Source organism: Leptospira johnsonii (assembly GCF_003112675.1).
GTDB classification, from domain to species: Bacteria; Spirochaetota; Leptospiria; order Leptospirales; family Leptospiraceae; genus Leptospira_B; species Leptospira_B johnsonii.
Map to the genome: position 1 here is coordinate 139,944 of NZ_BFAY01000008.1, position 26,556 is coordinate 166,499.

23 protein-coding genes and 1 pseudogene are annotated in these 26,556 nt (G+C 42.5%); 11 read left to right on the forward strand and 13 right to left on the reverse strand.

The features are described 5' to 3' along the window. Window position 1: 1 nt before the first annotated feature. Entirely contained in the window at window positions 2–349 is a 348-nt protein-coding gene (locus LPTSP_RS08150; protein WP_108928323.1) for a DCC1-like thiol-disulfide oxidoreductase family protein, read from the forward strand. Here the strand turns inward: LPTSP_RS08150 and LPTSP_RS08155 are convergent. From LPTSP_RS08155 to LPTSP_RS08165, 3 genes are read right to left on the reverse strand one after another with little or no spacing between them, the layout of a single operon-like run. Continuing rightward, window positions 346–1,023 (reverse strand): iron-containing redox enzyme family protein, encoded by a 678-nt coding sequence (locus LPTSP_RS08155; protein ID WP_108928324.1) that lies wholly within the window; start codon window positions 1,021–1,023, stop codon window positions 346–348. The genes LPTSP_RS08150 and LPTSP_RS08155 overlap by 4 nt on opposite strands. Continuing rightward, window positions 1,020–2,135 (reverse strand): D-alanine--D-alanine ligase family protein, encoded by a 1,116-nt coding sequence (locus LPTSP_RS08160; RefSeq protein ID WP_108928325.1) that lies wholly within the window; start codon window positions 2,133–2,135, stop codon window positions 1,020–1,022. Before LPTSP_RS08160 ends, LPTSP_RS08155 begins: the two co-directional genes overlap by 4 nt. Further along, complete coding sequence (locus tag LPTSP_RS08165) at window positions 2,132–3,406, reverse strand: KamA family radical SAM protein (protein ID WP_108928386.1); 1,275 nt, start codon at window positions 3,404–3,406, stop codon at window positions 2,132–2,134. The genes LPTSP_RS08160 and LPTSP_RS08165 overlap by 4 nt, the downstream gene beginning before the upstream one ends. A 97-nt stretch (window positions 3,407–3,503) precedes the next feature. On the opposite strand from LPTSP_RS08165, the gene LPTSP_RS08170 reads away from it, so the two are divergent. The 3 genes from LPTSP_RS08170 (at window position 3,504) to LPTSP_RS08180 (ending at window position 6,600) form a co-directional block, all read left to right on the forward strand. Beyond that, a complete protein-coding gene (locus tag LPTSP_RS08170; RefSeq protein WP_108928385.1) occupies window positions 3,504–4,175 on the forward strand; it encodes an HAD family hydrolase in 672 nt (223 codons plus the stop codon). Between the two features lie 57 nt (window positions 4,176–4,232). Next, window positions 4,233–5,063: a GerMN domain-containing protein gene (locus LPTSP_RS08175; RefSeq protein WP_167396425.1), complete on the forward strand. Its 831-nt coding sequence runs from the start codon at window positions 4,233–4,235 to the stop codon at window positions 5,061–5,063. A 286-nt stretch (window positions 5,064–5,349) separates the two neighbouring features. Next, window positions 5,350–6,600 carry a GGDEF domain-containing protein gene (locus LPTSP_RS08180; protein WP_108928327.1) on the forward strand — a complete coding sequence of 417 codons (1,251 nt, stop codon included), beginning with the start codon at window positions 5,350–5,352 and terminating at the stop codon, window positions 6,598–6,600. On the opposite strand, the gene LPTSP_RS08185 is transcribed toward LPTSP_RS08180, so the two are convergent. Both LPTSP_RS08185 and mqnC read right to left on the reverse strand, forming a co-directional pair. Beyond that, window positions 6,548–6,946: an LIC11299 family lipoprotein gene (locus LPTSP_RS08185; protein WP_108928328.1), complete on the reverse strand. Its 399-nt coding sequence runs from the start codon at window positions 6,944–6,946 to the stop codon at window positions 6,548–6,550. The genes LPTSP_RS08180 and LPTSP_RS08185 overlap by 53 nt on opposite strands. Before the next feature lie 92 nt (window positions 6,947–7,038). Further along, entirely contained in the window at window positions 7,039–8,139 is a 1,101-nt protein-coding gene (gene mqnC, locus LPTSP_RS08190) for a cyclic dehypoxanthinyl futalosine synthase (protein WP_108928329.1), read from the reverse strand. 266 nt (window positions 8,140–8,405) lie between these two features. Between mqnC and LPTSP_RS08195 the strand changes: the two genes are divergently transcribed. Beyond that, window positions 8,406–10,487, forward strand: coding sequence for a (Fe-S)-binding protein (locus LPTSP_RS08195; protein ID WP_108928330.1), 2,082 nt, complete (start codon window positions 8,406–8,408; stop codon window positions 10,485–10,487). 299 nt (window positions 10,488–10,786) lie between these two features. On the opposite strand, the gene LPTSP_RS08200 is transcribed toward LPTSP_RS08195, so the two are convergent. Continuing rightward, window positions 10,787–12,412, reverse strand: a complete 1,626-nt coding sequence (locus tag LPTSP_RS08200; RefSeq protein ID WP_108928331.1) for a peptide chain release factor 3 — start codon at window positions 12,410–12,412, stop codon at window positions 10,787–10,789. A gap of 291 nt (window positions 12,413–12,703) precedes the next feature. On the opposite strand from LPTSP_RS08200, the gene LPTSP_RS08205 reads away from it, so the two are divergent. Together LPTSP_RS08205 and LPTSP_RS08210 are read left to right on the forward strand one after the other, a co-directional pair. Then, window positions 12,704–13,636 (forward strand): ornithine carbamoyltransferase, encoded by a 933-nt coding sequence (locus tag LPTSP_RS08205; protein ID WP_108928332.1) that lies wholly within the window; start codon window positions 12,704–12,706, stop codon window positions 13,634–13,636. A gap of 104 nt (window positions 13,637–13,740) precedes the next feature. Next, the gene (locus tag LPTSP_RS08210) at window positions 13,741–14,730 is read left to right on the forward strand and encodes an HpcH/HpaI aldolase/citrate lyase family protein (protein ID WP_108928333.1); all 990 of its coding nucleotides are present in this window, start codon (window positions 13,741–13,743) and stop codon (window positions 14,728–14,730) included. Between the two features lie 115 nt (window positions 14,731–14,845). Here LPTSP_RS08210 and LPTSP_RS08215 read toward each other — a convergent pair whose 3' ends face one another. Both LPTSP_RS08215 and LPTSP_RS08220 read right to left on the reverse strand, forming a co-directional pair. Continuing rightward, window positions 14,846–15,286, reverse strand: a complete 441-nt coding sequence (locus LPTSP_RS08215) for an LIC11177 family protein (RefSeq protein WP_108928387.1) — start codon at window positions 15,284–15,286, stop codon at window positions 14,846–14,848. A gap of 135 nt (window positions 15,287–15,421) precedes the next feature. Continuing rightward, window positions 15,422–16,447: a rhomboid family intramembrane serine protease gene (locus tag LPTSP_RS08220; protein WP_108928334.1), complete on the reverse strand. Its 1,026-nt coding sequence runs from the start codon at window positions 16,445–16,447 to the stop codon at window positions 15,422–15,424. A 162-nt stretch (window positions 16,448–16,609) separates the two neighbouring features. On the opposite strand from LPTSP_RS08220, the gene mtnA reads away from it, so the two are divergent. Further along, the gene (gene mtnA, locus LPTSP_RS08225; RefSeq protein ID WP_108928335.1) at window positions 16,610–17,689 is read left to right on the forward strand and encodes an S-methyl-5-thioribose-1-phosphate isomerase; all 1,080 of its coding nucleotides are present in this window, start codon (window positions 16,610–16,612) and stop codon (window positions 17,687–17,689) included. Here the strand turns inward: mtnA and LPTSP_RS08230 are convergent, their stop codons facing one another. From LPTSP_RS08230 to LPTSP_RS08245, 4 genes are all read right to left on the reverse strand, one after another. After that, window positions 17,690–19,180, reverse strand: coding sequence for a DUF342 domain-containing protein (locus LPTSP_RS08230; protein ID WP_108928336.1), 1,491 nt, complete (start codon window positions 19,178–19,180; stop codon window positions 17,690–17,692). Between the two features lie 252 nt (window positions 19,181–19,432). Continuing rightward, the gene (locus LPTSP_RS08235; protein ID WP_108928337.1) at window positions 19,433–20,458 is read right to left on the reverse strand and encodes an alpha/beta hydrolase family protein; all 1,026 of its coding nucleotides are present in this window, start codon (window positions 20,456–20,458) and stop codon (window positions 19,433–19,435) included. Between the two features lie 25 nt (window positions 20,459–20,483). Next, on the reverse strand, window positions 20,484–20,996 hold the full coding sequence (locus LPTSP_RS08240) for a chemotaxis protein CheX (RefSeq protein ID WP_108928338.1): 513 nt from the start codon (window positions 20,994–20,996) through the stop codon (window positions 20,484–20,486). After that, window positions 20,987–22,063: a hypothetical protein gene (locus LPTSP_RS08245; protein ID WP_108928339.1), complete on the reverse strand. Its 1,077-nt coding sequence runs from the start codon at window positions 22,061–22,063 to the stop codon at window positions 20,987–20,989. The genes LPTSP_RS08240 and LPTSP_RS08245 overlap by 10 nt, the downstream gene beginning before the upstream one ends. Before the next feature lie 67 nt (window positions 22,064–22,130). On the opposite strand from LPTSP_RS08245, the gene LPTSP_RS08250 reads away from it, so the two are divergent. Continuing rightward, window positions 22,131–22,874 (forward strand): class I SAM-dependent DNA methyltransferase, encoded by a 744-nt coding sequence (locus tag LPTSP_RS08250; RefSeq protein ID WP_100769988.1) that lies wholly within the window; start codon window positions 22,131–22,133, stop codon window positions 22,872–22,874. Between the two features lie 57 nt (window positions 22,875–22,931). After that, a complete protein-coding gene (lpdA, locus tag LPTSP_RS08255) occupies window positions 22,932–24,350 on the forward strand; it encodes a dihydrolipoyl dehydrogenase (protein WP_108928340.1) in 1,419 nt (472 codons plus the stop codon). A 5-nt stretch (window positions 24,351–24,355) separates the two neighbouring features. Here lpdA and perRB read toward each other — a convergent pair whose 3' ends face one another. After that, window positions 24,356–24,805 (reverse strand): peroxide-responsive transcriptional repressor PerRB, encoded by a 450-nt coding sequence (gene perRB, locus LPTSP_RS08260; protein ID WP_108928341.1) that lies wholly within the window; start codon window positions 24,803–24,805, stop codon window positions 24,356–24,358. A gap of 378 nt (window positions 24,806–25,183) precedes the next feature. Here perRB and LPTSP_RS08265 point away from each other — a divergent pair. Continuing rightward, window positions 25,184–26,518 (forward strand): annotated as a pseudogene (locus LPTSP_RS08265) (sodium:proton antiporter); the annotation flags it as partial. Window positions 26,519–26,556 lie beyond the last annotated feature (38 nt).

Genomic DNA, 26,556 nt, shown 5'->3' on the forward strand with positions numbered 1-26,556 from the left:
TATGGAGAAAAATATTTTTTTATATGATGGAGACTGCGGTTTTTGTACCGGCCTTGCTTTTCGTTTGTCTGAAATTTCTTTGAACAAAGACATAAAATTTGTAAGTTTTAGAGATCTATCTCCCCAGGATCTGAAAGAAATTCATCCGGGTTTAGAACCTAAATTAGTTGCAGGGAATGTACAGCTTATCTCAGGAAGCATGAGATACCCCGGTTTTTTTGCCGTCCGAAAACTTTCTCATTCTTTAAAAGGTTGGAGATGGGTTTCTCCCATTCTATATCTACCCTTGGTTCCTTTGCTCGGAATGGTAGTTATGAGCCTATTGAAATCTATCCGATCTAAGGTTTAGTAAGAAACCTGGGAAATTATCTTCTTTAGACCTTCATAAAATACTAAACGTGCATCTAAAGCAAGTTTAGACCCTTCTCTCACTTTTTGCATTTTTTCCGGATCTGTTGCCACTGATTCGATTAGCCTGAACAGCTTTTCGGAATGGGATTCGTCCGCCTCCAGATTCACCTGGAAAAATTTTCCTTCAGGAAGGGTCATCCTGGATCTCAGATCCGAATAAGACTTATACATTCTGGAATATTCCAATTTCAGAAGATACTCGTTTGCAGGTCCAAGTGCACCTAACGCAGAATAAAAATTGGTAGTTGTTATCCTTTTCATCAGTTCCAGATACGCTCCAGTTTCAGGAAGCATATCTTCCTGAATTACCGTTTCTCCCATTTCTGAGAGAAATTTCCTAAGGATGGAAACATGAGAATCTTCCTCTTTTCCTTCTCCTAATTCTTCCCAGATATTTTCCACGAGCACTATCTTAGAAGGCACAAAATTCGTAAGAGCCGCCGTATTTAAGAACCAGTTCACGAATTCCACAGACACAAAATATTCCTGCTTCAACCAAAGAAGAAGGTCCGACTTTTCCATCCTTTCTTCTTTTTCTTCCAACCATAAATTTGCGGTCAATACAGGATGATATTTGACCTGGTCTATTAATTCTTCTCGAAACGTTTTCATCCTTCGATCCCGCTCGTTTGTTTTTCTTTTTTCAGTTTAGAATAGAGAAATCTTTCCGTTAAAAATTCTTCTCTTGTGATTCCCAATAGTTCTTGAATCAGATCCGAATAAGTCCCGAAACTTTGGGAGTAACAAAGAGGAAAACTGCTATAGTAGGAAGATAAACCCGGAGTTAAATTCCATTCTAAGAATATAGGCATTCCTTCCGAGTCCGCCTTCCAATCCAAACGAACTGCTCCGGAAGTTTTGAGTAGTTTACATAATTCTAATGAATTCTTTTGGATATACTCTGATCTTTCCGTATCCAGATCGAAATATAATTTTTCAGGCATGCTCAATTTTGTTTTGGTAATTTCTCCGTATAACTTTTCGGGAGAATTTTCCAAGCCTATCCTTGCGACCTGGCTCGCCTTATACCCACAAGTTGGTGAACCGATTACTGCCAGCGTCCATTCTTCTCCCGGCAAATACGATTCGCAGATCCAAGAGGAGTATTCTTGGAATTTCGATTGGATAAATTGTTCCAAGGCCACCCGATCAGAGATTAGATTTTCCTCTCCTACTCCGAGGCTAGAGCCTTCGAATCTGGGTTTGAAGAATACTGGGAATTCTGAGTCTAATGGAAGTCTGGAGCCACGGAATTTGGAATCCGCGTTCCGCTCCACATTCTGTGCCGTGTTTGTAGTCACTTCGACAGTATCTTTCTCGCAAATCGTCCAGGGACTGGTAGGAACACCTGCCGACGCACAAAACAATTTAGAAAGATGTTTATCCAAACTCAGATTCTGTGCGTAGGCATCGGACCCAGTATGCGGAAATCCGGAATATTCTGCAATTGCAGGAAGTAAAGCTTCTCTATTTCTGGAGCGGAAACCTTCTACCAAATGGAATAGAACAGGCCGATCCTTTGGCTCTAAGCTAGAATAATCTGAGAGTTTTTGTAGTAACTTCGACGGAAATTCAAGGATCTCCACCTTCTCCCCTAATTCTTCTAGGCAGCGTTTGATTTCCTGAACGGAATTTCGATCCTCCCATTCTTGGGTATCCTTTGGATCCAAGTCAGGAGTTTGGATATCAGCTACAATCAAAACGGACGGAGAATCTGAATTCATTTTCCAGGTTCTCCTAAAGGTCCGAGACCCTTGAATGCGGAATAGGAATTCTGTAGTAACTTTGACCAAGTATCCTCACTGATCTCAGGATAAAATTCCTCATATTCACTGTCCAAAGGCTCCGGACTCAAATGATAAGTTCCTCGAACGGCGGATCGGAACACATGATTGCGAGAAGGTTTATGAAATCCAAGATACCAATTCGGCCCAAGGTTTACCTTTCCTCCACCACCCGGAAGATCGTTCACAAATTGTGGAATTCCCATACCCGCGACTTTTCCACGCATATATTCAATTATTTGAATCCCTTTTGCAAGAGGAGTCCTAAAGCCGCGAGAACCTGGGATCAATTCCGGATCGTACATATAATATGCTCTGATCCTAAGTTCCAAAAGTTTTCGATGAAGCCTGAGCATTGTTTCCCCATCGTCATTGATCCCTTTTAAGATCACGCATTGGTTTCCCACACTCACCCCCGCCTTTAATAGCTTGAGGATAGCTTCTTTAGCTTCCGGAGTACATTCTTTCTCATGATTGAATTGAGTATTACAAAAAATCGATAAATGATCCGTATTATGGGATTCTATGATCTTACATAGATCGTTTGTGATCCTCATAGGAAGAGTCACAGGGTTCCTTGTCCCTAACCTGCAAATTTTCACATGTGGGATCTTTTCCAAATTTTCCAGGATCCAATCTATTTTGGAATCGGAAAGATTTAGAGGATCTCCACCTGAGATCACAACATCAGAAATTTCAGGATGATTTCGAATATAATCAAAACATAATTCTAGATCCGCAGTTTCCATTCTTTCAGTCGAATCGGAAACCTTTCTTCCTCTCATACAATGTCTGCAATACACCGAACATTCATGATTCGAAAAAAGTAATACTCTGTCCGGATACATATGAGTGAGCCCTTTGACTGGAGAAAGATCTTCTTCATGCAAAGGGTCCAAAGTTTCCTCCGGAGAGAAGAAGGATTCTTCCTTTCTTGGGACGATCATCTTTCGGATGGGACAATTCGGGTCTTCCGGATCGGAGAGAGATAGATAATAAGGAGTGGTCCCTACATTCAGCCGGATGGTCTCTTCGATTCCGATCTTTTCGGATTCTGTTAAGTGAAAATATTTAGGAAGGTCTTCTGCCCTTACTCTTTTTTGGAGTTGGCTTTTATAATCCGTCCAGACAAAGGAAGAATACAAACTCTTTCTAGAATCAGCAGGCGACTCTAGATCCGCTATTCCCCGGTTTTTCCCTAATCTCTCCATCCGGAACTCTTTTCCCATCCTTATGCCTATGCGGGGAAAATCAAGCGAAGGAAAAAAGGAATGCCTCGAATTCCCCGGCCAAAATATTGTCTTGCTAATGGATTGGAATCCCAAACGGGTCCGCGCACTTGCCTTCGATGTGGACGGAACCCTATTTTCTTCTGAAGGAATCATCTTAGAAACCTATGCGGAAGCAATCCGTAGATTTTCGGCCAACTCCCAGATCCCGATAGAGATCCCGGACAGAGAAAGGATCATGCTGGAGATCGGAAAACCGGTCAAAACCATCTTTTTGAACCTGGTACCGCAACTTAAAGAGTCCGAAAGAGACCAGATCTCCGACTCTGTACTGGAACTTTTGGTGTCTAAGATCCGACATGGAGAAGGCGAATTCTACCCTAAGGTCAAAGAAACCGTTACTTCCTTAAAAAATAAGGGGTATCTCATTTTAGCCGCTTCGAATGGCAGAAGACCCTATGTCGAAACAATCCTGGAAGTCTCCGGAATCCTCCCTTTATTCGACCCGATCCTGGTTTTGGACAACGATACGATCAAAACCAAGCCGGATATAGTCGCAAAATATATCAGGGATTATTCTTTTTTTCCAGACGAGATATTGATGATCGGGGACAGAAGTTCCGACCACGAGGCAGCCCGCAAAAACGGGAGCCCGTTCGCATTCTGCGCCTATGGCCACGCTCCTGAGGGAGAAATCCCGGATTGGGAAGTGAGTCTGGCCCAATTAGAAGACCTGGACCGAATATTCTAATCTATTTTCCTTGGAAAAAGTGAGAAGGCAGTTTCCGGATCAGCCGAAAATTGTATTGTGCCCGAATCGGATAAACTTAAATCGCTTCTTTATATCCTGACAGGGACACTATTCGTTTTAGTTTTATTGGATAAGTCCATAGGGAATAAGAATACCTCCTCTCCCGGACAAGAATCCCCTTCTTTCTTTTCCAAATTTAATACGATTGGAAAAACAAATCCATTATCTCCTACTTCTCCTGAAAACAAAGGGAAACAAACCCATGAACAGGTAATGGACCAAGCGGAAGATGAAATTTTAACCGAGCTGATGCAGAATGGAGAAGGCTCTTCGGAAGAACTTTCCTCCGACTCCAACGATCCGGAAGAAATGTTTATCCCTATCGTCGAAATGCCTAAACCGGAACTCGCATCGGGTCCTTCTCGCAATATTCGCTTAGATCATTCTCCAGGAGAGATCAAACTTTATTTTCTGAAGTTTTATGGAAGAGGGAATAAAGTTCATTCCAGACTAGTTCAGCTGAAAAGAAAATTCGATCACGGGGATAAGATCCTGTTTATCATGAAAGAACTCACCAAGGGACCTTCTGCAGAGGAAAAAACCCAAGGTGTTTTGAATGCACTTCCTAACAGAATGGAATATTCCAAAGAATACTCCGTGGAGAATGGAGTATTAAAACTGTATCTTGGCCCGGACTTTGAAGCGGGTGCGGGTCCTGAACTTCTGAAAGATAGAGTGGATCAGATCTGTTATAGCATTCTGGAAAATTCAGAGTTAAAAGGGATCAGACTCTTTATCAATGGAAAACAAGTTCGCTCTCTTGGCGGCGTAGGACTTCCTATCCCGGAAGTTCTGACTAAGAACCCTAGAAAGATCGCAACTCTCTAAGAATAAAAGTATGATAAAATCTATCCGAAAAGGGATAAGTTTTGCTGTAACTCCAACATCCAATCGATATCGCATGTAGGAACTCCTTGATCAAGATCTCAAAGAGGTTCCCTATTTATCCTAACGCTATCGGAATTCCAATCTTCTGACAAATACGCCAATCGCTTGCCTTAGATTTTTTTTGACTAAATTTGGATTCTTCCTTGCTCTAAGACATGTTCTATTTGAACGCTGGTCTTATTATGGAGGTTTTTCCAAAAGACCTTCCATGCGGAAATGAAAACAAATGTTCAAGTGGTTCCCAGGCATAGACCGAAGAATTCGCTTACTATCTAAGCGGATCTTCTTTAATCGATACCCCCAAGGATTCTTAGAGACCAATTGGAGCGAAATTCGCCAATCTTTGGTGGCCCATTATTCTCTCTGCATCGTAATCAGCTTAATCACCTATTTTCTGCCTAATTCGAGAGACTTCGAAGACGAATCTCTACTATTTCTTCAATCCAGTAGGATCACATTAATCGTTCTTTCTCTTGTGTTTTTATGGAGACATGCCCGTAAAAAGGATTGGGTCCCTAAAAAACTGGAGTTCTATAAGGTATGGACTTCTTCTAGCCTTCTCATCTCATTCTTTCCATTCTTATATTTGGATAAGGTCCACTACGATGTCTATCTACACCAGGCATCTGCGATCTTACTCAGTATGAACCTTCTTCTTTGGCTGACCACTACCACTGCAGTTGCCACAAACTTCGTGTTCTGCCTGATGTTCTTAGGTGTCTGCTACTTGGGAGATTCTCCTATTGAAGCGATGAAAGAATTTCCGATCCTTCTCACCTATCTGTTTGTAGGAACTTTCGGAAATGTGATCATGAACTATTGGAGAACTATGGATTACCGGGATAAAAGAAAATTATCCGGTGCGGTTCTCAGACTAAAGGCAAAAAATCTGCATATCAGAATGATCTCCAACCTGGATGATCTTACCGATCTTTATAATCGTAGGTATTTGATAGAGCAATTCGATATATTTAAGAAGAGAGCGAGAAGACATCAATTTCAAATGGCTCTTGTGATCTTAGATCTGGATCACTTAAAAGAGATCAATGATAAGTATGGGCATATGACTGGTGACGAGGCTCTCCAAACTCTTTCCGCTGTCATGAAGTCCAGAGTGAGATCCACCGATATTTGTGCTCGTATCGGTGGAGACGAGTTCTGCGTACTTTTAGATTCAGTAGATCCTAAAAGTCTAAAAACTCTTTGTGAATCTTTGCGTATAGGTGTGGAATCTCATGCACTTTCTGTCAGAGATACGAACGACAGACCTGTAAATATCACAGTATCCATAGGCGCTGCCATTCTTTCTTACGATGAGGATTTTACTTTCGACGATCTATACCAATCCATAGACTCGGGCTTGTATAATTCCAAATCCGCCGGTAGGAACAGAGTAACTATAGTAGAAGCTACTAAGCTGAATACTAAGGTTGATCTTTCTGCTTCTTGGCCGGAGGAAGTTCGTATATATAAGTAAGTTCGCAGTATTCTCCGTCGCCGAAGTATTTCTGTTCTTTTTGTTCTAAGAAGAATTGTCTATGTTTTTGGTCCGCTTCCAACTCATCTAGTCTTTGGGTGACTTGTAATTTTGCAGCTTCGCAGGAAGTTTTTTTCATTTTGAAAAGGTCCTGTTCTTCCACCGAAGGAACAGAGGCTTTTCCGATTGCCACGAATTGGTATTTATGAGGACCTAAGGTTTTTACGCTGACTCCGGTATCCATATGGATCCGATCTCTATGAGAATCCAAACAATTCGATACAAAGAATAGAAATCCGAAGATCGCGGATAACTGTAGTATTTTAGAGCTCAAAGATTTTTTCATTCTTCCCCCGTTCGAATCTATCTATTTAGGAAAGTTAACGGACTGAAGTCACTTGGATTTTTGGAAAAAAATTACAAATTTAAAGGAAAAGATCAGACCGCTGAGAGTTCCCTTCCCTCGTATCTTTCATAATTATAGAGAAGGTCTCTTCTTTTAGGTGTGAATCCGCCTTCTTTCAGGAACTTGACAGCTTCTTTTTCGGTTTTCAAACCGAAGGAACGTAGCACATTCTCCTCGATCACCACGGAAGAAATATCGTCCGCACCGCTTGTAAGCGCCAACTGGCCCACACCTTTTCCGAGTACCATCACGGAAGTTTCAATATGCTTAATATTGTCTAAGAAGATCCTACAGATCCCAAGAACTTTCAGATATTCTTGTGTAGAAACAGCTCTTACTTTAAATCTTTTGGTCTGAGGTTGGAAGGTCCAAGGGATGAAAGAAAGAAATCCTCCGGTCCTATCTTGGAGATTACGGACTACGGTGAGATGTTCTACTACCTCTTCTTTGGTTTCTTCTGAACCGAAAACAATGTTTGCACTTCCTGGGAGTCCTGCTTCGTGACAGGTTTCCATCGCGCGTACCCACTCTTCGGTAGTTGCTTTTTTAGGGGAGATAATGTTTCTCATTCTGTCGGTCAAAATTTCGGCGCCTGCTCCAGGCACTGAATCCAAACCGACAGACTTCAAGATTTGCAAAACTTCGAATAAAGATTTGCCGGTAATCTTTTCTAAATTGATAATTTCTACAGGAGAGAATGCACGGATATGCATCTCAGGATATTTGGATTTTACGGTAGAGATCACATCCAGATAATAATCGAAAGGTAGATCCGGATACACCCCGCCTTGCAGGAACATTTGGTCCGCTCCTTCCGAAACGGCATAATCCATTTTTTCTAATATTTCTTCTTTTGAAAGAACGTAACCCTTTCCATTTCCGATCTCATCCATGAAGGAACAAAAATTACATTCTACATTACAATAGTTGGTGTAGTTTACCACTCGGAACATTGTGTAGCTGGCACTTGTGCTTGGGAGAACTCTTTCTCTCAAGGTCCTTGCAGTTGCCATAATTTTAAGATGGTCGCCAGACTCGTACAACTCCAATGCCTCTTGGGGAGAAATACGTTCTCCGTCTAGGGCTTTTTCTAATATGGAATCGGTGGAATGGTTTGGGAATATTCGGCTCATCTGAATGGAAAGTTTTCTTCCTTTAACTTCTTCAAAGTTTTCTATTTCTTCAAAAATGCACGTCCTTTTTAAATTGCATTCTCATTTATTGCGATTGAGTCGCAGTTAAATATGTACACGATCTAAAGGAAGAAGGGACTGGTTTCAAGTCCGCATGTAGGAACTCCCACAAGGAGCCTAAGTATCTTTTTTCCTGGACAGGGCGCCTCCTAATCATTAGCCTGCTATGAAAGACCATCCAAATACAAAGGGTAACCTGAAAAACTATGGCTATTTCTCAAATCGCCTTCCACGTGATCTTCACGGCTCTGTTTATAGTAGCAAATGTTGTATTCGTTCGTGCCATTCTCTACAGATTAAATCTTGTATTTAATGCTAGAAAGGCTCACGGAACCGAAAACTTCCTGGAACATAAGAACTGGGGATTCCGGATCAAAAGTTTCGTAGTAAACGTAATCTTACAAAAAAAGAACTTCAAAGAACCATTACGCGGTATCATGCACGCATTCGTATTTTACGGATTCGTCACCTACTTACTGCATACTACCAGCCAGTTCATCTCCGGTGTATTTGGATATGCGTTGGATGATCCTTACAAATTCACCTTAGTTGGAAGTGTATTCGGAGAAACCGCAAACCATTATTACGAAGCAGCCCTCCAAGTGGTTTCCATTTTGGTATTAGTGGGACTTGGCTTCTTTGCATGGAGACGTTGGATCCAAAAAGCAAAAGGATTAGATGTTCATTCTCCAGCTTCTGCAATCGTGATCGGAATGATCTCCCTACTCATGCTCTCCACCCTATTGGGCGAAGGTGCAAGAGCGGTCGGAGCAGAATACGCAAACCCATTCCATGATGCGGCACCAATCGCTGCAGGGATCGGAGCGATTTGGGAAGCGATCGGTGTAGAATATTCTTCCGCTGACTTGGTCTTCCAGATCATGTGGTGGACACATATTCTTTCTGTGTTCGCGTTCATGTTGTATGTTCCAACATCCAAACATGCGCACTTGATCTTCGCGCCATTTAACTATTTCTTACAATCGGATACTCCTAAGGGTGCTCTTTCCAAATTGAATTTGGAAGACGAGACTGCGGTTTGGGGAGTTACAAGAACAGAAGACTTCCCTTGGCCGAACCTTCTGGACGGACTTTCTTGTATTGAGTGCGGTCGTTGCCAAGTGCAATGTCCTGCAAACCGTACAGGAAAAGTTCTAAACCCTAAAGCGATCATCGTGGAATTAAAACACGCGCTTATGGACAAAATGCCGGAAGTGGTAAAGATCAGAGAGACTAATCCGGAAGGTGCTGCCGATGCAGTTGCCGCATTAGACACTTCAGTCATCGGAAAATACGAAGGTCTTTCCGAAGAAGCTCTTTGGGGATGTACTACTTGTTACGCTTGCGTAGAAGCTTGCCCAGTTGGAAACAACCAAGTAAATGCGATCATGGAAATGAGAAGACACTTAGTACTTGTTGATTCTAATTTCCCTGCAGAATTACAAGGCGCATTCGTAAACATGGAAAACAACTCTAACCCTTGGGGAGTTGCTGCGCACTCCAGAGCGGATTGGGCAGAAGGTCTTGGCGTTAAAACCATGGCAGAAGATTCCAATGTAGATGTTCTATACTGGGTAGGATGTGCTGGAGCTTTTGATGATCGTAACAAAAGAATCGCACAATCTTTTGTAAAAATTATGCAAAAGGCTGATGTTAAATTCGGTATCTTAGGAACGGAAGAAGGATGTTCCGGAGATTCCGCACGTAGAGGTGGTAACGAATATCTCTACCAAACATTAGCACAATCTAATGTGGACACAATGAACGGATACAATGTGAAAAAAGTTGTAACCGCTTGTCCTCACTGCTATAACACGATCAAAAACGAATATCCTCAGTTCGGCGGAAACTTCGAAGTGATCCACCACTCTGAGTTCATCAACGAACTTTCTAAAGAAGGAAAAATCGATGTAGGTGTTGCAGAAGATGCAAACGCTGGAAAGTATACCTACCACGACTCCTGCTATATCGGAAGATACAACGACAACTACGAGAACCCAAGAGACCTGGTCAAAAAGGTTTCCGGTGGAAAACTCGCAGAAGCTGTCGATCACCACTCCAAAGGACTTTGCTGCGGTGCTGGTGGAGCTCAGATGTGGATGGAAGAACATGGAGATCGGGTCAACTTCAAGAGATCCAATCAGCTTATGGATACCGGAGCAACTACGATCGCAACCGCTTGTCCTTTCTGTATCACAATGATCACAGACGGGGTAAAACAAGAAGGAAAGATCGAAGAAGTAAAAGTAAAGGATATCGCGGAACTAGTCGCGGAAAACTTGAAATAAGATTAACTCTTCTCTCAAAAAAGCCTCGGCGGAAACGTCGGGGCTTTTTTGTTTTTAGAACAAGCGGCTCTTTGCTTCCTACGGCTCGCTCGCAAAGACAAAAAAAAAGCGGAATGTTTCCATCCCGCCCTGAATCATCTGGTGCAAATACATTATATACGACGGCAGGATTATTCGCCACACTACAGGAAATTATTTATTTTTATTAGAAAGAAATTTCGGAGTCAAAAACTAGACTGAAAGAATTAGGCAAGCAACCACTCTCAAAGTTTTGCACATCCCTTGGAGGATAAAACCTCTCAATATTCCTGATTCAACTCGGAAACATCTTGGGTAGGGTAATCCAGTAAACGGATCTCAGGATTTTTCTTTTGGAAATAACCCTTCTCCCATTCCGAATCGAATAGAAGGGCTGCCCTTCCCAAACTATCAGTCACAAGATTGGAACCTTGAGGGACTTTGGGAATATCCTCTTCTAACAGCCAGCAAGAGACTTGGTAAGGAAGAATATTGATATTCGTAGGAGCAGAATACTCGTCTTGTAACCTTCTTCTGAATACCTCGAACTGGAGCTGACCCATTGCACCGATTACCGGCAATCCGCCGCCCACAGTTTGAGAAGTGAATAAGTGAAGAATACCTTCTTCTGCCAATTGTTCTATTCCCTTTCTGAAACTTTTGAGAGCTCCCGTTTCCACACAAGAAAGAGTAGCGAAAATTTCAGGGGCGAATACCGGAAGGGGTTTTAGATCAGGGACTTTTCCGCTAGCTAATATATCTCCGATAGAATACGTGCCCGGATTCACAAGACCTATGATGTCTCCCGGATAAGCTTCATCCACAGTGTTTCTATCCTGCCCGAAAAAAGCAAAAGAAGAAGAAAGTTTAACAGGTTTTCCTAGTCTTCCATGATTCACGTTAAGTCCTCTTTCGAACTTACCGGAACATACTCTCAGGAATGCGATCCTATCTCTGTGGGCCTTATTCATGTTGGCCTGCACCTTGAACACGAACCCGCTGAACGGCGTAGTGATCGGATCTAAACGATCCCCATTCTTCAATGGAAAATACAAAGGAGGAGGAGCGATCTCTAAAAAATGATCCAAGAACAATTGGATCCCGAAGTTATTCACTGCGGATCCGAAAAATACTGGAGTGATCTGAGAATCTAAAAATGCATCTAAGGAGAACGCTGCGATCCCTTCTTCTACAAGTTCCACTTCTTCTCTAAACTGTTTTAAGACCCAGTCCTCGAACATAGTATCTAGATTTTTATCTTCTATCCCGGAACTTTGGAATGCAGACTTTTGAGAACCGCCGGGAGTTTTATCGTAAGTGTAGATCTTTTTATCCACACGATTATATACTCCGCTGAAATCCACTCCGGTCCCAATAGGCCATACCATTGGAATAGCAGTGATGCCTAAAACTTTTTCGATCTCATCCAAGAGTGCGAACATGGTCTTAGTGGGCCTGTCCATTTTGTTTACGAATGTAACGATCGGGATCCCACGGTCTCTACATACTTTAAATAATTTGATTGTTTGAGGCTCAACTCCCTTACCTGCATCTAACACCATCACAGCGGTATCAGCGGCGATCAGCGTGCGGTACGTATCCTCAGAGAAGTCCTCGTGACCAGGAGTATCCAATAAATTTAATACATGATTTTTATATTCGAATTGTAGAGCTGCGGAAGTGATAGAGATCCCTTTCTCTTTTTCCATCTCCATCCAGTCGGAAGTGGCTGCTTTACGGTTTTTACGCGCCTTTACCGCACCCGCAAGTTGGATAGCGCCTCCATACAATAAAAGCTTTTCTGTAAGGGTAGTCTTACCCGCGTCCGGATGGGCTATGATGGCGAAGGTTCTCCTACGTTTGGTTTCCTCTTCTACTATATTCTTGCCTGTAACGGTTTCCGACACGGTTCCCCTCTCTATTAGGAAACGTTTTTGAAACGATGGCCCTTGTCAGCATGAAAACAGGGCTTATTCTTCACGGATTCGTATTCCTTCGGTAAAACCGGCGTAATCGAAAGGTCTTATTGTTCCTGCCGAATTCATTTCTTGTAAAGAACGGATCACGCTTTTTTCCCCGGAAAACACTTAGGGAGGGAGATTTATATCCCTCCCCTTTTTCCCTATCTATCTTTCAGAGTTTTGAGATTGTCGAATCTACCTGCGCTGATTTTTTAGACTGTATACGTTTAACGGTCTATGGAAAGCCCTAAAATCAAACATCTTATCTCCTGGCAGGATTGGTCGGACGCAGAGGTTCTGGACCTTCTGCAGTTTGCTGTCCATGTGAAAAATCATAGGGCCAATTATCTGGGACATATGACAGGTCGAACGCTTGCTATGCTCTTCCAAAAGACAAGCACTCGTACTAGGGTTTCCTTCGAAGTCGCGATGACTGAGATGGGAGGACATGCGATCTATTTGGATTGGATGACTTCTAATTTTCTTCTTTCGGACATAGACCTGGAAGCGGAATATCTTTCCAGAAACGTTTCCGTTATCATGGCTCGGATGAGAAAACATGAGGAACTTCTTCAGTTAAAGTCAGGTTCTCAGGTTCCGGTCATCAATGGATGTTGTAATAAATTCCATCCTTGCCAGTCCCTAGCGGATATTCTCACCATCGTGATAGATAATCCGAAACCCCTTAAGGAACTGAAGCTCACCTATATCGGAGTGCATAATAACGTAGTAAATTCCCTGATCGGGATCACTTCAGCTCTCGGAATGGAACTTACACTTCTTACCCCGATTGCGGAGACTGAAAACATAGATCCGGAAACTGTGGAAAGAGCCAAGAAGAAGGGCACCATCCAATGGGAGACTGACCTCATCCGTTCCGTAAAGAATGCGGATTATATTTATACGGATACCTGGGTGGATATGGAATTTTTCAACGATCCAGCTTTCGCAGATAAGAAGAAGGAAAGGATGAACCTAATGATGCCTTTCCAGATCAACGAAGCGTTATTGAAAGAGACCAAGGCAAAGGTTATGCATGATATGCCGATCCATTCCGGATACGAGATCACAAGAGAAGTGGTCAGAAGTCCTAGATCTATTATCTTCCAACAGGCGGAGAACCGCTTGGATGCGCAGAAAGCAGTCATTCTACAACTCCTAGAAGCCTGAGCCAACACTTCCAAAAATCCGTTGCCTGGAAGGCCTTTCCTGAAAACCCTGTTCTAAGACGGCCGAGCCAGGCTAAAATCGCAAAAAACTTAAAAGGTACTTTTATGTCCAAATTACCACATCCTAAGGATGCATTATTCGAAGGAGAAAAACCTTTCCCCATCATCCCGGCCTGTGAACATTTTGCCGGATCCGAAAAACTGATCACTAAAGCTCTGGAGTTACAAAACAAACTCGGCGGTCTTTTCGACATTACCATGGACTGCGAAGACGGGGCTCAAACCGGAAAAGAAAAAGAACACGCGGAAATGATCGTCCGTATCCAAAACTCCGAACTCAATATGCATAATATGAGCGGTGTAAGGATCCACGATTATACCAATTCATTCTGGAAACAAGACGTAGATATTATCGTTCCAGGTGCTGGAAACAAGATCGCATACATCACCATTCCTAAACCTACAAAAGCTTCCCAAGTGGAAGAGATGATCACCTATATCCAAGCTGCTGCTAAAAAAGCTGGGATCACCAGAGAGATCCCAATCCACGTTCTGATCGAAACTCACGGAGCACTTGCTGATGTGGATAAGATCGCTGCACTTCCTTGGATGCAAGTAGTGGATTTCGGTCTGATGGACTTCATCTCCGGTCACCACGGAGCAATCCCTGCTTCTTGTATGAAGAGCCCTGGACAATTCGACCACGAATTATTAAGAAGAGCAAAAGCTTCTTGTGTGGCCGCTGCCTTAGCTCACGGAGTAATTCCTGCTCACAACGTTACTTTGGACCTGAAAAACCAATACCAAACTTACAAAGACGCAAAAAGAGCTCATGACGAGTTCGGATTCCTTCGTATGTGGTCTATCTATCCAACTCAGATCCAAGCGATCTTAGATGCAATGGCTCCGGATTATAGCGAAGTCCAAACTTCTGCAGCTATTCTTGTAAAAGCTCAAGACGCAGAATGGGGACCGATCCAACACGACGGAGATCTTCACGACAGAGCGACTTATCGTTACTTCTGGGAAGTTCTTCAAAAAGCAAAACTTACCGGTATTGCAATTCCGGAAGAAGCAGCAAAAAGATTCTTCTAATCTTTTAGATAAGCTTCCAAACGAAAAAGCCGCAGAGTCCTGCGGCTTTTTTATTTTTTAGGGGTTTCGTTTGCTGGAGTTCCAACATTCGGTTCTCCCAATTTTGGATCGATTACTACTTATTAAATTTCTCATTCAGTTTGCCGATCAGTTCCAGCAAACTTCTTTCCAGATAGTCCCAGCCCTTTTTACTCATAGGCTCTAAAGGCATCTTTTTCTGTAATTGTTTGAATCGATCGAAGGACTCTCTGGCGAAATCTAAAAATCTTCTGGGAGTAATGCCTAACCTATCGAATTGGCTTTCGTTGCGATTGAATAAGTCTGCAACCTTATCCCTGTACTCGCCTTCTAAAAAATAATATCTAAGGTCTGCCAGAGAGTCGTCTATTGCATTGTAAATTTTAGAGCCAGGCCCGTCATCTCTCTTGGAGTCGCCTGAATTACCTTTGTCGGATCCTACAACCCTGGAAGCTTTTGCTTTTTCGTTAAGGGCGATCTTTTGTAATTTCTCCCTCATAAGAACGTCGGGGAGAACTGTTTTCTTTTTATCCGCCAATTTTACTGAGGTCCTCAAAGCCATGTCCGAATTTTCGGACGGAAACTATTCTATGGACGTATTCGATTTATGTCCAGAAATTTCCGCCCAAAGTTTGTTATAAGAACATAGACGAAAAAGTTCTTCCAAATTCTTTCAAGGTTCCGGGTGCTCTTTCTTTAATTTTCTCAATTCGCAGTTTTGGAGCCATTCGCAACGAAGACAAAATGCATCCTCCGGATTGTAGTCAGAGGGAGGACAGAGATTTGTATTCTCCGCTTGTATGGGAGAAAGAATATTTTCCTTCTCCTTTGCATCCAAAATTCCATACAGTTGACTTAAGAGTTCCCTATTTTTCCGGATCTGTGTCTCGAAAGGGTCTTCTAAATTTTTAGGACGAACGACCACTCTTTCCTGATTTTCCTTAGGCCTTTCCCATCTTCTTACGAAGATTGGAGTTTTGGTTTTTCCTCCGAATTTTTGGAGCCCCAAAAGACTGAGTAGACCAAAGACCGCTCCGCCCAAATGGCCGGAGTTACTCATCATTCCGAAAAAACTTTGGGACATGACACCGCTGGAATGGAATTGCAAAAGATAATATGCATCCACTGAAAATCCGAAACCAATCAAAACCCAAGGAGCAAATTTTGCTCTTACAGGAGGGAAAACGAATCTTGCTTCAGGAAACATTAGGCTGAATGCAGCAAGCACTCCGAAAACCCCTCCACTTGCTCCTACTGTAGCTGAATGATAACTATCCCAGATAGAATTTTCCGGAACGAGTCCTGTCTTCCAACCTATATAAGAAAAAGACAAAACGAAAAGCCCACCGCCTAATTGGGAGAGAAGATACACGCTTAAGAATTTCCAACCGCCGACATATCTGCAGAGCCAGAATCCTACGGTGAAAAGCCCGAACATATTCATCCCTATGTGAATGAGAGAAGAGAAAAAATCCCCTCCGACCACGTGGAGGAATCCGTACGTGAACACCTGCCAGTACATTTTCTTCTCGATCACTAGGCTTGGATTTAATCCGAAAAAGTAAGTTATAATTCCTCGTCCGCCTTCCATCATCAGAAGTGCCCAAACGAAGATATTGAAGAATAAGACCAGATTCAAAGGATGAATCAGCGAGAATCCGAAAAGCTTCGGACCTGAGGTCGGATTTCTCTTTGCCATTATGTAAGGATTAAAGGTACTGGTATCGTAGTCAAGTAGGCAAAGCCGGGGCGGGATCGGCCCCGGTTCGTCCTCATCCTCCGGGGAGTCGGCGGATGATTTCAATCACAGTTCTATCATCGAAGAAAGGAAAGGCCTGCTTTAGCCTCGGAGAGTAAAAAAATGAAAAAAGAGAACTTAAGGCCGATTTTTTGGGAGAAAGAAGGACTCAAACTTTTAGACCAAAGACAAATTCCCGGTAAGAAAGAATGGTTTACCGCAAAAAACTCCGAGGACGCGATTTTTGCCATAAAAGAAATGGTGGTCAGAGGAGCTCCTGCAATCGCCATCACCGGGTTATTCGGTGCAGTCCTAGAATTTAAAAAGTTTTCCAAAAAACCGGAATACCAAGAATTCCAAACCATACTTTCCAAAATTCTGGGTTCGCGGCCCACTGCAGTGAATCTACGCAGAGCATTCGAAGAACTTTCTTCGATTTTTCCGAAAGAAGAATATGATAAAGTGAGTTTATCGGAACTCCAACAAAAATCGGAAGAATTCGCAATCCATGTTTTCGAAGAAGATATCCGAAATAATTTAGCATTAGCGAAGAACGGTGTGGGACTTTTTCCTTCTTCACCTTCTAAACTCAAAATTATCACTCATTGTAATACCGGCGCTCTGGCAACCGCAGGACATGGAACAGCACTCGGTGTGATCCGTTCTCTAAAAGAAGCGGGACACGATCTTATTGTATATGCGGACGAGACCCGTCCTTATCTGCAAGGTGCGAGACTCACCGCCTGGGAACTCATGGAAGAAGGGATCGAAAACTATCTGATCACAGATAGTATGGCAGGGTGGCTCATGTCCTCCCAAAAGATAGACGCGGTCATTGTAGGTGTGGATAGAGTAGCAGCTAACGGCGATTCTGCGAATAAAATAGGAACATATCCTTTGGCGGTTTTAGCCAAACACCATGGGATCCCTTTCTATATTGCAGCCACAGAGAAAAGTTTTGATTTCAAAATTACGGACGGTTCCCAGATCCCGATAGAAATGAGGACACAAGACGAGGTCACTCGTTTAAACTTTCTAAAAAATGAAAAAGGAGAAGCAATCCTTTCCGAAGGAGTAATCGCTCCAGTAGGAGTAAAGGCGCTCAATCCTTCCTTTGATGTGACACCAGCGAACCTAATCAAAGCATTTATCACGGAGAAAGGGATTGTTCCTCCGGATAAGATCAAAGAGTTTTTCGGCTGATCACTTTTGAGGTTTAATAGCAACCATTGCCGCTTTGTCTTGGCCCGGTTGGAAACGCATCATAAAGGCAGACTGGAATTTTTCAACTTTCTCCACCTGTCTTCTGTATTTGATGATACTTCCTTTATATGAACCTTTACGGACCACAAGCTGCACTTCCCCTGGATTAAATCTGGAGGATTTTAATACTTCTATCTTTTGTTTCACAAGTTCTATGAACTTGTTCTGCTTGTTGAACTCTTCGAAAATCTTACGATAGCCTTCTTTTTTATCTTCAGGGATCTGGCCTCTGGATCTTTGGACCATCTGTTTGATCTGTTGGACTTTAGGCAGGATCTTCTCCATGTCCTTCTCCGCTACTTGAAGACGTTTAGTAAGATCTTGGAAAGTTTTCTCATTCTTAAAATGAAATCCTAGCTCCACAGTAACATCTAACTCTGCTTGGGAGCCGAGAGTCGCACAGGTCAATCCCATATAAGTAGATACGGTAGAAGATACTAAGTTTCCGCTGGATCCGTTCAGGATCACGTTGCCTAAAGAATGGATCTTGGAGTTTAGAATAAAACCTTCGACCACAACATCTCCGTCCACTTCTATCTCTGCGTTCTCAATGAACTTAGCGTAAAGATGTCCGCCGATCTTGATGATATTTTTTCCATCACCCTTGATCCCTCCGCTGACTTCTAGGTCTCGAGCGATTACTAGATCGGAAGTTTCCACATTCCCTTTTACCATCAGATTCCCTTGGGTCTTGATGGAGGTAGCTGCTTCCACATCACCTTTTACTAATACGTTTCCGTCGTAATTGATATTTCCTGTTCCGAGTCCCACGTTGGAATCGATCTGTAATTCTTGGGAAACGGTGATAGAAGATTCGGTAGAAAAGATCGCACCATTGCAGGTGGCAAAATATTCCACCAATGGCTTATTATCTTGGACCAAACCCTTTTCTTGAACATTCTTACCAATAGTAAGTTTAGGTCTTTTGATAGGAGGAGGAGCAATCGGCTTTCCGAAAACGTCCATACCTGGTTTGCCAGGGATCCCTTCGAATAAAGTGGCGAGCTTCTCCCCTGCCTTTACATAAATATACCTTTCGATATTTCTATAATCCGCGTGTCCATCCTCACCGATCTTTACCCTTTGTGCCTGAGGATGATAGAATTTTACCCAGCCGTCCTCTCCTTTTACAGGAGGGAAACCTTGGGCCACCACGAAAGAAATAGGAGAAAAATCCATCCTGCCCGTGGATGATTGTAGTTGTTTTAGGGCTCCGTAGATATTGTCCCCAATGATACGGTCTTGGGAAATATCCTTATTATGAAGATATTCTATAACTATGCTAGTGGAAAGAGCCCTTCCCTTGATCATTCCGGGACGAATAGTTAGATCGGCGCCCAGATTATCCGAACTGATCTTAAGAGAGAATACACTCTCCCAACTTGTTTCTTGATCTGATACACCCGAAGTTTGCTCTGTACTCACAACCATACTACCTAGCTAACAATTCAATAAGAAGTTTCCTCCACCTTTTTTTATTATGGAAGAAATCCTTTTCCGATCCCTTAAAGAAGGTCCGAAAAAGATCGTATTTGAACCTGCAGGTTATTCCTTTTCGCGTTTTTAACAATAGACCACTATAACCGTTTGCCCTGAATATACAAGGGTCCGGAGCCTAAAAAAAGGCGCAAGAAGCCTATCCTTAAGGACGGAATATTTTCAGAAAATATAACGTAAAGAATATTAGAGACCAGAATTTTTTAGAAAAAATCCCCAGAGTCCCGCAAGTTTTGGGATCTCGCCTAATTGAGTGTAAAAAGGAAGATGATCTCCATGGGTGATCAATTTGGACCTTAAAATCACTTTCCCCACCTGTTTCCCATTGCCTAAAGAATCGAATAATTGCTCCGATTCGTTCGGAGATATCACTGGATCGTCCGATCCATGCAATAAAGCGATAGGAGCCTTCCAATCCGAAAGGAAGTTTTTAGGAGAATTGCGTAAAGCGAAGTTAGGCGGCAATACAGACAAGATTGGCTCTGCAAGCCCCATCCTAAACCCCGGATCTGATTGGACAGAATTTACAAATTCCTTTTCCTTAAGGTTCAATTTTTTCAGAAGTTTAGGAGACTTCTCCTCTTCCCCCGTCCTTTTTAATCCGTTATCCAAGGCTGCCTCAAAATAGAACTCTTCTAATTTAGAAAGCTTAGGTTGTAGTTTAGAAATATAATTATATAGTAAGATATGAACCGCGTAAGGATCCACTTCGTAGTTGGATAGAGTAAAAGTAAGAGAGTCTGCGAAGTCGGAATACGTTCCTACAAGTAGAGCGGATTTTAGATTTTTCTGTTCTTCCTTTCCGGACAATGCAACCATTCCCATCCCGGCGGAAAAACTTGCGGATAAGTAGGAGATCGCCCGACCTTCCCTCTTTACGATCTCTTGGAATAATGCCCTGATATTCGGGACTGTATCCTCCGAGATCTCCAGTCCCTTGACTTCCGGAAGTTCAGGCAGATACACGGTAGCACCGGTATTCTTCAAATGTTTTGCAAGTGTTAGGATCCTAGGATCGTTGATACCTCGGTTACTCATCCCATGCTGCAGGTAGATCACAGGAGAATTTTCCGGGCCTGGAAATATTTTGGTTCGGAAGGAAGACTTCTTAGAAACTTTTAAATTTTCCTCCCGGACCTCAGACTCGGGAGAATTTATCATGTCTGCGTATTTGAGTAAGAATGGGAGTCCCTGGAAAGAATATTGAATCATGCAAAGGAAGCCTTACTTTTAGATATTAATATTTTTGCATCAGAAGAACTAGATAGATCCTGCCCAGATATTCCTTGGCGTCCTCGTCTTTTAAAAAATAGATTAGAATATACTGTCTCAAATTTTCCAGATCGATTGGGACCAATTTATTGTTCAGATTCTCAGGGGGAAGAATATCTATTTGGAATCTTCCTAATTTCATTTCGGAAATGAGTTCGGCACAGATCTGATTGGCAAATTCAAGCATGATAGAAGCAGCATGGCTTCGGATCGTCGGATCTATATGAAAGGATCTGGCAATCTTTGGTAAAAGTTTCAGTTTAGTATAACCGTCCATTGCCAGAAAAAGCCTACCCTTTGCTTCTCCTTGGAATTCGACAGAGGTACAGTTCTCGTAACATAGACCTTCGTTTTTAGAAGGACCGAATGCTTCACGTACAGCATGGACTCCTAGGTTTTTTTCCAAAAACTCAGGGAAGATCTGAGAAATTGTAAGTATGAATTTTTCATCCAATAAAGGATCTATGTTCAAAGACATACTAAACGGTTCGGTCCCTCTTCTTTAGAAGAATATAATGCTTTTTTGGCTCTGGGTTCCCATTCAGGATCTTCTTTTCTGACCCGGACGGAAGCGCCCACATTCAGCCTGGTTTTTTCCGGACCTAAAAATTCCATGAGCCCGGAAAGTGAATTCTGGAATTTCAGCCAATCTTCCGGATGAAAGAAGGTTGCTAAACGGTTCTTTCGGATACGGTAGAGAGAAGAATTTTCTCCGAATCTAGACTTCCACCAATTGCCCAAACTTCTGAAATCGGAAACCAGATCCCCGTCGGACTCGAATTCCATAAAGACCAGGATTTTAGTCTCTTCGCCCTCGACCTTTTCCCTTTCTAAATGTTGGGAAAATATCGGGTAGGAACTCCAGCCTGTCTCTCCGTCTTGGGATTCTCCGGCAAGAACCAATCCTTCTACAAGTTTATCCAACCTAAAAGAAATTTCATCAAGGGAAAATTCGGAGGATGATAAAGAAGTTTGCCTAACCTCTCCCAAGGAAAATGAGTCCCATTCCAATTTCCAAACGATTGCTCCCTCTTTAGGCTCTGAGGCTTTTTTTCTTTCGGACGGAAATATAGAAATGCTCCCGGTCTTGCTTGCTACGGTTTGTAGATCTCCTTTGGAGTCATGCAGCAGAACTTCCCAATATTCTTCTCCTGTTCGGATGGAATCCAAGAAGGATCTCACCGCCTCATAGGTTTTTCCACGGATAGGAATATAGAAGGACTGGAAGAGAGTTTCTGTCTCCCTGGGAACTTCTTCAGAAAATGTAGGAACACCTTCCTCAGAAAGGATTTCTTCGGAGACGATATCCTTTGGGGTTTCAGGAACTTCTTCTTTTGAGATCGATTGGAAGAATGGGACCTCGGACTCAGTTCCCTTCTCCTCTCTTCTATCCATTGTTGTGTGAACTACGTACCCGAAAAGGGAAAGTAAGCAAAAGGAGATCCCACCCAAGGCCAAAACTTCTCCATCTATCCAGGTAGAAAGAGAAGCGGAAGCGATTGGAAAAACTTCTGAAATTGGAAAAAATTCGGAGAAAAATTGCATTTTGTAAACTTGAGTTCCGTTACTATATGTAACGGGTTTTCCCCGGTCCGGCTCAAACGATTTTTCTATGAAACTCTACTCGGAACTGGCAGAATATTACTTCGATATTGAAAAGAACGCTCGAAAATTCGAGATGGAGACCCAGTTCATAGACAGGCTTTTCCGAAAACATAGGGTGCGAAATATTTTGGACCTAGGCTGCGGCACTGGAGAGCATGTTACTCATTTCCAAAGCCTCGGATACAAATCCAGGGGAATCGATTCCTCCATCAAAATGATAGAGGTCGCCAAAAAAAGATATTCCCATTGCAAATTCGAAGTCGGAGCAATGCAATCCTATAAGTCCCAGGAAAAATGGGATGCGATCATCAGCTTATTTGGTTCTTTTAATTATTTATTATCTAATGAAGAAGTAGAAGCCGCTCTTAAAAATCTGGAATTGAACTTAAAACCCGCAGGCATCGCAGTTTTAGAAGTTTGGAATGCGGAACCACTTCGTAAGATCAAAAGGAAAGCGATCGGCCCTGTCGCTCAGATCAAAGCCAAAAACGCAACCATACAAAGAAACAGAGGATTCCGTCTAGTCAGAGCGGACCAATCCACAGTTGTCGAAGTAAATTATATCTATAATCTGAACGCAAAAGAGATCAAAGACAAACATTTAATGAGAGCTTATTTCCTGGTAGAATTACAGAGAATGCTCGCAAAACACAGGATGGAGATCCTACATGTCTACTCCAACTACAACGAATTAAAATTCAAAAGTAACGCGAGCAGAATGATCCTTGTATTAAAGAAAAAAAGTAATTAGAAAATCTTCTTCCCAGAGTCGGAATAAAAATCCAAAATTGCCATCCGGAGGAATGAGATGGCGGAAAACTACGACCTGACTGTGATCGGCGGAGGCCCTGGAGGATATGTGGCCGCTATTCGAGCAGCCCAACTCGGATTGAACGTTTGTCTAATAGAAAAAGAAAAACTAGGCGGGGTATGTTTGAACTGGGGTTGTATTCCCACAAAAGCGCTTTTAGAATCCGCACACCTATTAGAATCCATCCGCAAATCCGAAACCTTCGGTCTGAAAGTAGAAAAAGTATCTCCTGATTTTCCGAATATAATCAAACGTTCCAGGGGTGTCGCAGACACAATGTCTAACGGAGTCGAATTCTTGATGAAAAAGAATAAGATTTCCGTAAAGAAAGGAAGCGCAGTATTCAAAGACAAAAATACGATCTGGCTTCCGGACACTTCTAAAGAAGAGATCCAATCCGAATATTTTATCATCGCGACAGGTGCAAGACCGAAAGAATTTCCCGGACTTCCATTCGATGGGGAGAAGGTCCTATCCAGCAAACACGCAATGATCCAAAACTCTCCACCTAAAACTTTGGCAATCATAGGTGCAGGAGCCATAGGGATAGAATTTGCGGACTTCTATTCCAGCATGGGAACTCAGGTAACAGTAGTAGAGATGCAGGACAAAATCCTTCCATTAGAAGATCCTGAAATATCCAACCTACTCAATCGTTCCTTCGTAAAAAGAGGGATCCAAATTCTGACAAGCGTAGGTGTTTCCGAACCAAAACTGGAATCGGATGGGGTTTCTATTCTTCTAAAAGGGGAAGGGATCGCTCCGGAAGGTGAAAGAAGAAAATTCGATAAGGTATTAGTGGCCATAGGCGTCACACCGAACACGGAAGACATCCATCTGGAAGAGATCGGAGTATTTCTCCAAAAAGGATTTATCAAGGTAGATACTAAATTTAGAACTAAGGTCCCGAATATTTATGCGATCGGAGATTGTATCGGAGCACCGTTACTCGCTCATGTGGCTTCTGCGGAAGGAATCAAGGCAGCAGAAGCGATCTCCATCCAAAACAAAAATCCTCATGGACTGGTTTACGAACCATTGGATTATCTTAAAATTCCTGCCTGCACATATTGCCACCCTGAAGTCGCCTCGGTAGGTTTAAAAGAAGAAGAAGCCAAAAAATCAGGCATAGACGTGGTCGTAGGAAAATTCCCATTTAGAGCAAACGGTAGAGCCCAGGCTTTAGGCGAAGTAGAAGGAATGGTTAAACTAGTAGCCGACCGCAAAACGGGAGAAGTATTAGGAGCTCACATGATCGGACCGAACGTAACAGAAATTTTAGGAGAGATCAATTTAGGAATGGGATCCGAACTAACTCTTAAAGAAATTGCAGGAAGGATTCACGCCCATCCTACACTTTCAGAATCCGTAATGGAAGCAGCAGGACAGGCTCTAGGCGAGGCGATTAATATCTAACGGTATTAAGCGGAAGCGTTTGATTCTTCCAAAGATCCTGTGAATAGGATATCCATCTTATTCACTTTAAACTCTTTAGGCAGTTTGGAATCGATGGTCAAAAGTTCCGCGTCCAGATCATGGAATTTACCAGTCTTCTCATCGAAGAAATGGAAATGGTCGTCGATATTGCTGTCGAAAACGGACTTACCTAAACAGGAAAATTTAAATTCTCTTAATAAACCGGCGGATACTAAAACGTTTAAAGTATTGTAAACGGTTGCCAAACTCATCTTCAAAGAACGTTTATCCACCCATTCTTTTACTTCTTCTGCGGTTGGATGATCCGCTTCACAAAGTACGTATTGGCAAATGGAAATCCTTTGCATGGTCGGCTGTATCGAAACCGATTTTAACCTACTCTCTATTTCGTCCGGAGTCAGGCAGTATTCTTTTTGTTTACCTAAAACAGTCATGGTTATCGGTTCTCTCTAAGGCCTATATATCTGACGGTCCGAAAGGCCCGAATATAAAGCAAAAAGTCTAGAAGATATAAATTCTATTAGGATCTTGCAAAAAAGGAAGGATTTATGCAATCCAAAAAAAGGAGGCCAAAAAAACCCGAGAAATCACGGATTTTCCTTTGAAACAATACAGGAATCTCTATAACCTGACGAAAAATCTTCGAAAAGCAGAGAATGATGAGAAACAAATTTTTTACTAGCCTACTCTTTCTCTCCCTGGTCCTAAACGTTTCCGTTTGGGCCGAAACGGGGGCTTCCCCTCAAACGAACAGCTTAGCTCAATCCGAAACGGATGCTGGTCATGGGGAACATGGGACCGGAAACGGGCACCAAGAGACCGCATCAGCTCACGGTGAGGCAGGTGATGATCTTCCTCTTTGGTCGGTCATACCTTTCGTTCTAATCCTACTCAGTATTGCGCTTCTGCCTCTGATCTCTCATACAACTGAGCATTGGTGGGAGAACAATAATAACAAACTTCTTCTTTCCTTAGCTCTTGGAGGAGTTTCTTTCGGGATCTTAATGGCACATAGCTGGGGTGGAAAAATTTTCCACACTATGGTATTCGATTATATTCCGTTTATCATTCTACTTGCTGCATTATTCTATATTTCCGGCGGTATCGTTTTGAATGGCGATATAGAAGCTACTCCTGTGAATAACACTATCTTCTTGGTTGTGGGAACTTTCCTAGCTTCTTTTATCGGAACGACCGGAGCTTCTATGCTACTGATCCGACCTCTACTCAAGACTAACTCCGAAAGAAAACATGTGGTCCATACGGTGATCTTCTTTATTTTCTTAGTTTCTAATATTGGCGGTTCCTTAACTCCTCTCGGAGATCCTCCTTTGTTCTTGGGTTATCTGCAAGGAGTTCCGTTTGTTTGGACATTTAAACTATTCCCTCAAATGATCATCGCTTCCGGGATCTTACTCGTGGTTTATTTTATCTGGGATACGATCATGCACGGAAAAGAAACCAAAAAGGATATCCGTTACGATCATTCTCATAGACAACCAATCGGTTTAGAAGGTCAGGTAAACCTGATCTGGCTTTTGGGAGTGATTCTCTCGGTGGCTTTCTTAAACCAAAACTATATTCCTGCAATTGCAGAATATCCTTTTCTTGGATTCATCAGAGAAGCGGTTCTAGTCGGTTTGATCGCTCTGTCTAAAGTCACTTCCGATCCTAAACTGAGAGAAAAGAACAAGTTCACCTTAGGTCCTATCCAAGAGGTGGCTTACCTTTTCATCGGTATCTTCTTAACCATGATCCCTGCATTATTACTTCTGGAACATCATGGAAAAGAATTGGGAATCACGGAAAGATGGCAGTTCTTCTGGGTAACCGGTGGATTCTCAGGAGTTCTGGACAATGCTCCTACTTACTTGACCTTCTTATCCTTGGCTAAAGGACTATTAGGATATTCTAATGTAACTCAGATCTTAGCGGATCCAGTGGGAGAAGAATTACTAAAAGCGATTTCTGTGGGTGCAGTATTTATGGGTGCATTGACCTATATAGGTAACGCACCTAACTTTATGGTAAAATCCGTGGCAGAAGAGAATAAGATTAAAATGCCAAGTTTCGGAGGATACGTAGTGTATTCCTTCCTACTTTTGGTACCTACCTTCATACTTTTGACCTGGATCTTCTTTATCTAAAAGGTCCTCTCTTTCTCCGCTTCAGTCTGGAGCGGAGA

What these genes read in the sequence shown, in the direction of transcription:
- perRB (WP_108928341.1), bottom strand. Translation starts at nt 24,805, where the DNA reads ATGACTGTTTTAGGTAAACAAAAAGAATACTGCCTGACTCCGGACGAA.
- LPTSP_RS08240 (WP_108928338.1), bottom strand. Translation starts at nt 20,996, where the DNA reads ATGTCTTTGAACATAGATCCTTTATTGGATGAAAAATTCATACTTACA.
- LPTSP_RS08250 (WP_100769988.1), top strand. Translation starts at nt 22,131, where the DNA reads ATGAAACTCTACTCGGAACTGGCAGAATATTACTTCGATATTGAAAAG.
- LPTSP_RS08195 (WP_108928330.1), top strand. Translation starts at nt 8,406, where the DNA reads ATGGCTATTTCTCAAATCGCCTTCCACGTGATCTTCACGGCTCTGTTT.
- mtnA (WP_108928335.1), top strand. Translation starts at nt 16,610, where the DNA reads ATGAAAAAAGAGAACTTAAGGCCGATTTTTTGGGAGAAAGAAGGACTC.
- LPTSP_RS08165 (WP_108928386.1), bottom strand. Translation starts at nt 3,406, where the DNA reads ATGGAGAGATTAGGGAAAAACCGGGGAATAGCGGATCTAGAGTCGCCT.
- LPTSP_RS08185 (WP_108928328.1), bottom strand. Translation starts at nt 6,946, where the DNA reads ATGAAAAAATCTTTGAGCTCTAAAATACTACAGTTATCCGCGATCTTC.
- lpdA (WP_108928340.1), top strand. Translation starts at nt 22,932, where the DNA reads ATGGCGGAAAACTACGACCTGACTGTGATCGGCGGAGGCCCTGGAGGA.
- mqnC (WP_108928329.1), bottom strand. Translation starts at nt 8,139, where the DNA reads ATGAGCCGAATATTCCCAAACCATTCCACCGATTCCATATTAGAAAAA.
- LPTSP_RS08230 (WP_108928336.1), bottom strand. Translation starts at nt 19,180, where the DNA reads ATGGTTGTGAGTACAGAGCAAACTTCGGGTGTATCAGATCAAGAAACA.
- LPTSP_RS08245 (WP_108928339.1), bottom strand. Translation starts at nt 22,063, where the DNA reads ATGCAATTTTTCTCCGAATTTTTTCCAATTTCAGAAGTTTTTCCAATC.
- LPTSP_RS08205 (WP_108928332.1), top strand. Translation starts at nt 12,704, where the DNA reads ATGGAAAGCCCTAAAATCAAACATCTTATCTCCTGGCAGGATTGGTCG.
- LPTSP_RS08170 (WP_108928385.1), top strand. Translation starts at nt 3,504, where the DNA reads ATGGATTGGAATCCCAAACGGGTCCGCGCACTTGCCTTCGATGTGGAC.
- LPTSP_RS08235 (WP_108928337.1), bottom strand. Translation starts at nt 20,458, where the DNA reads ATGATTCAATATTCTTTCCAGGGACTCCCATTCTTACTCAAATACGCA.
- LPTSP_RS08160 (WP_108928325.1), bottom strand. Translation starts at nt 2,135, where the DNA reads ATGAATTCAGATTCTCCGTCCGTTTTGATTGTAGCTGATATCCAAACT.
- LPTSP_RS08210 (WP_108928333.1), top strand. Translation starts at nt 13,741, where the DNA reads ATGTCCAAATTACCACATCCTAAGGATGCATTATTCGAAGGAGAAAAA.
- LPTSP_RS08150 (WP_108928323.1), top strand. Translation starts at nt 2, where the DNA reads ATGGAGAAAAATATTTTTTTATATGATGGAGACTGCGGTTTTTGTACC.
- LPTSP_RS08220 (WP_108928334.1), bottom strand. Translation starts at nt 16,447, where the DNA reads ATGGCAAAGAGAAATCCGACCTCAGGTCCGAAGCTTTTCGGATTCTCG.
- LPTSP_RS08180 (WP_108928327.1), top strand. Translation starts at nt 5,350, where the DNA reads ATGTTCAAGTGGTTCCCAGGCATAGACCGAAGAATTCGCTTACTATCT.
- LPTSP_RS08155 (WP_108928324.1), bottom strand. Translation starts at nt 1,023, where the DNA reads ATGAAAACGTTTCGAGAAGAATTAATAGACCAGGTCAAATATCATCCT.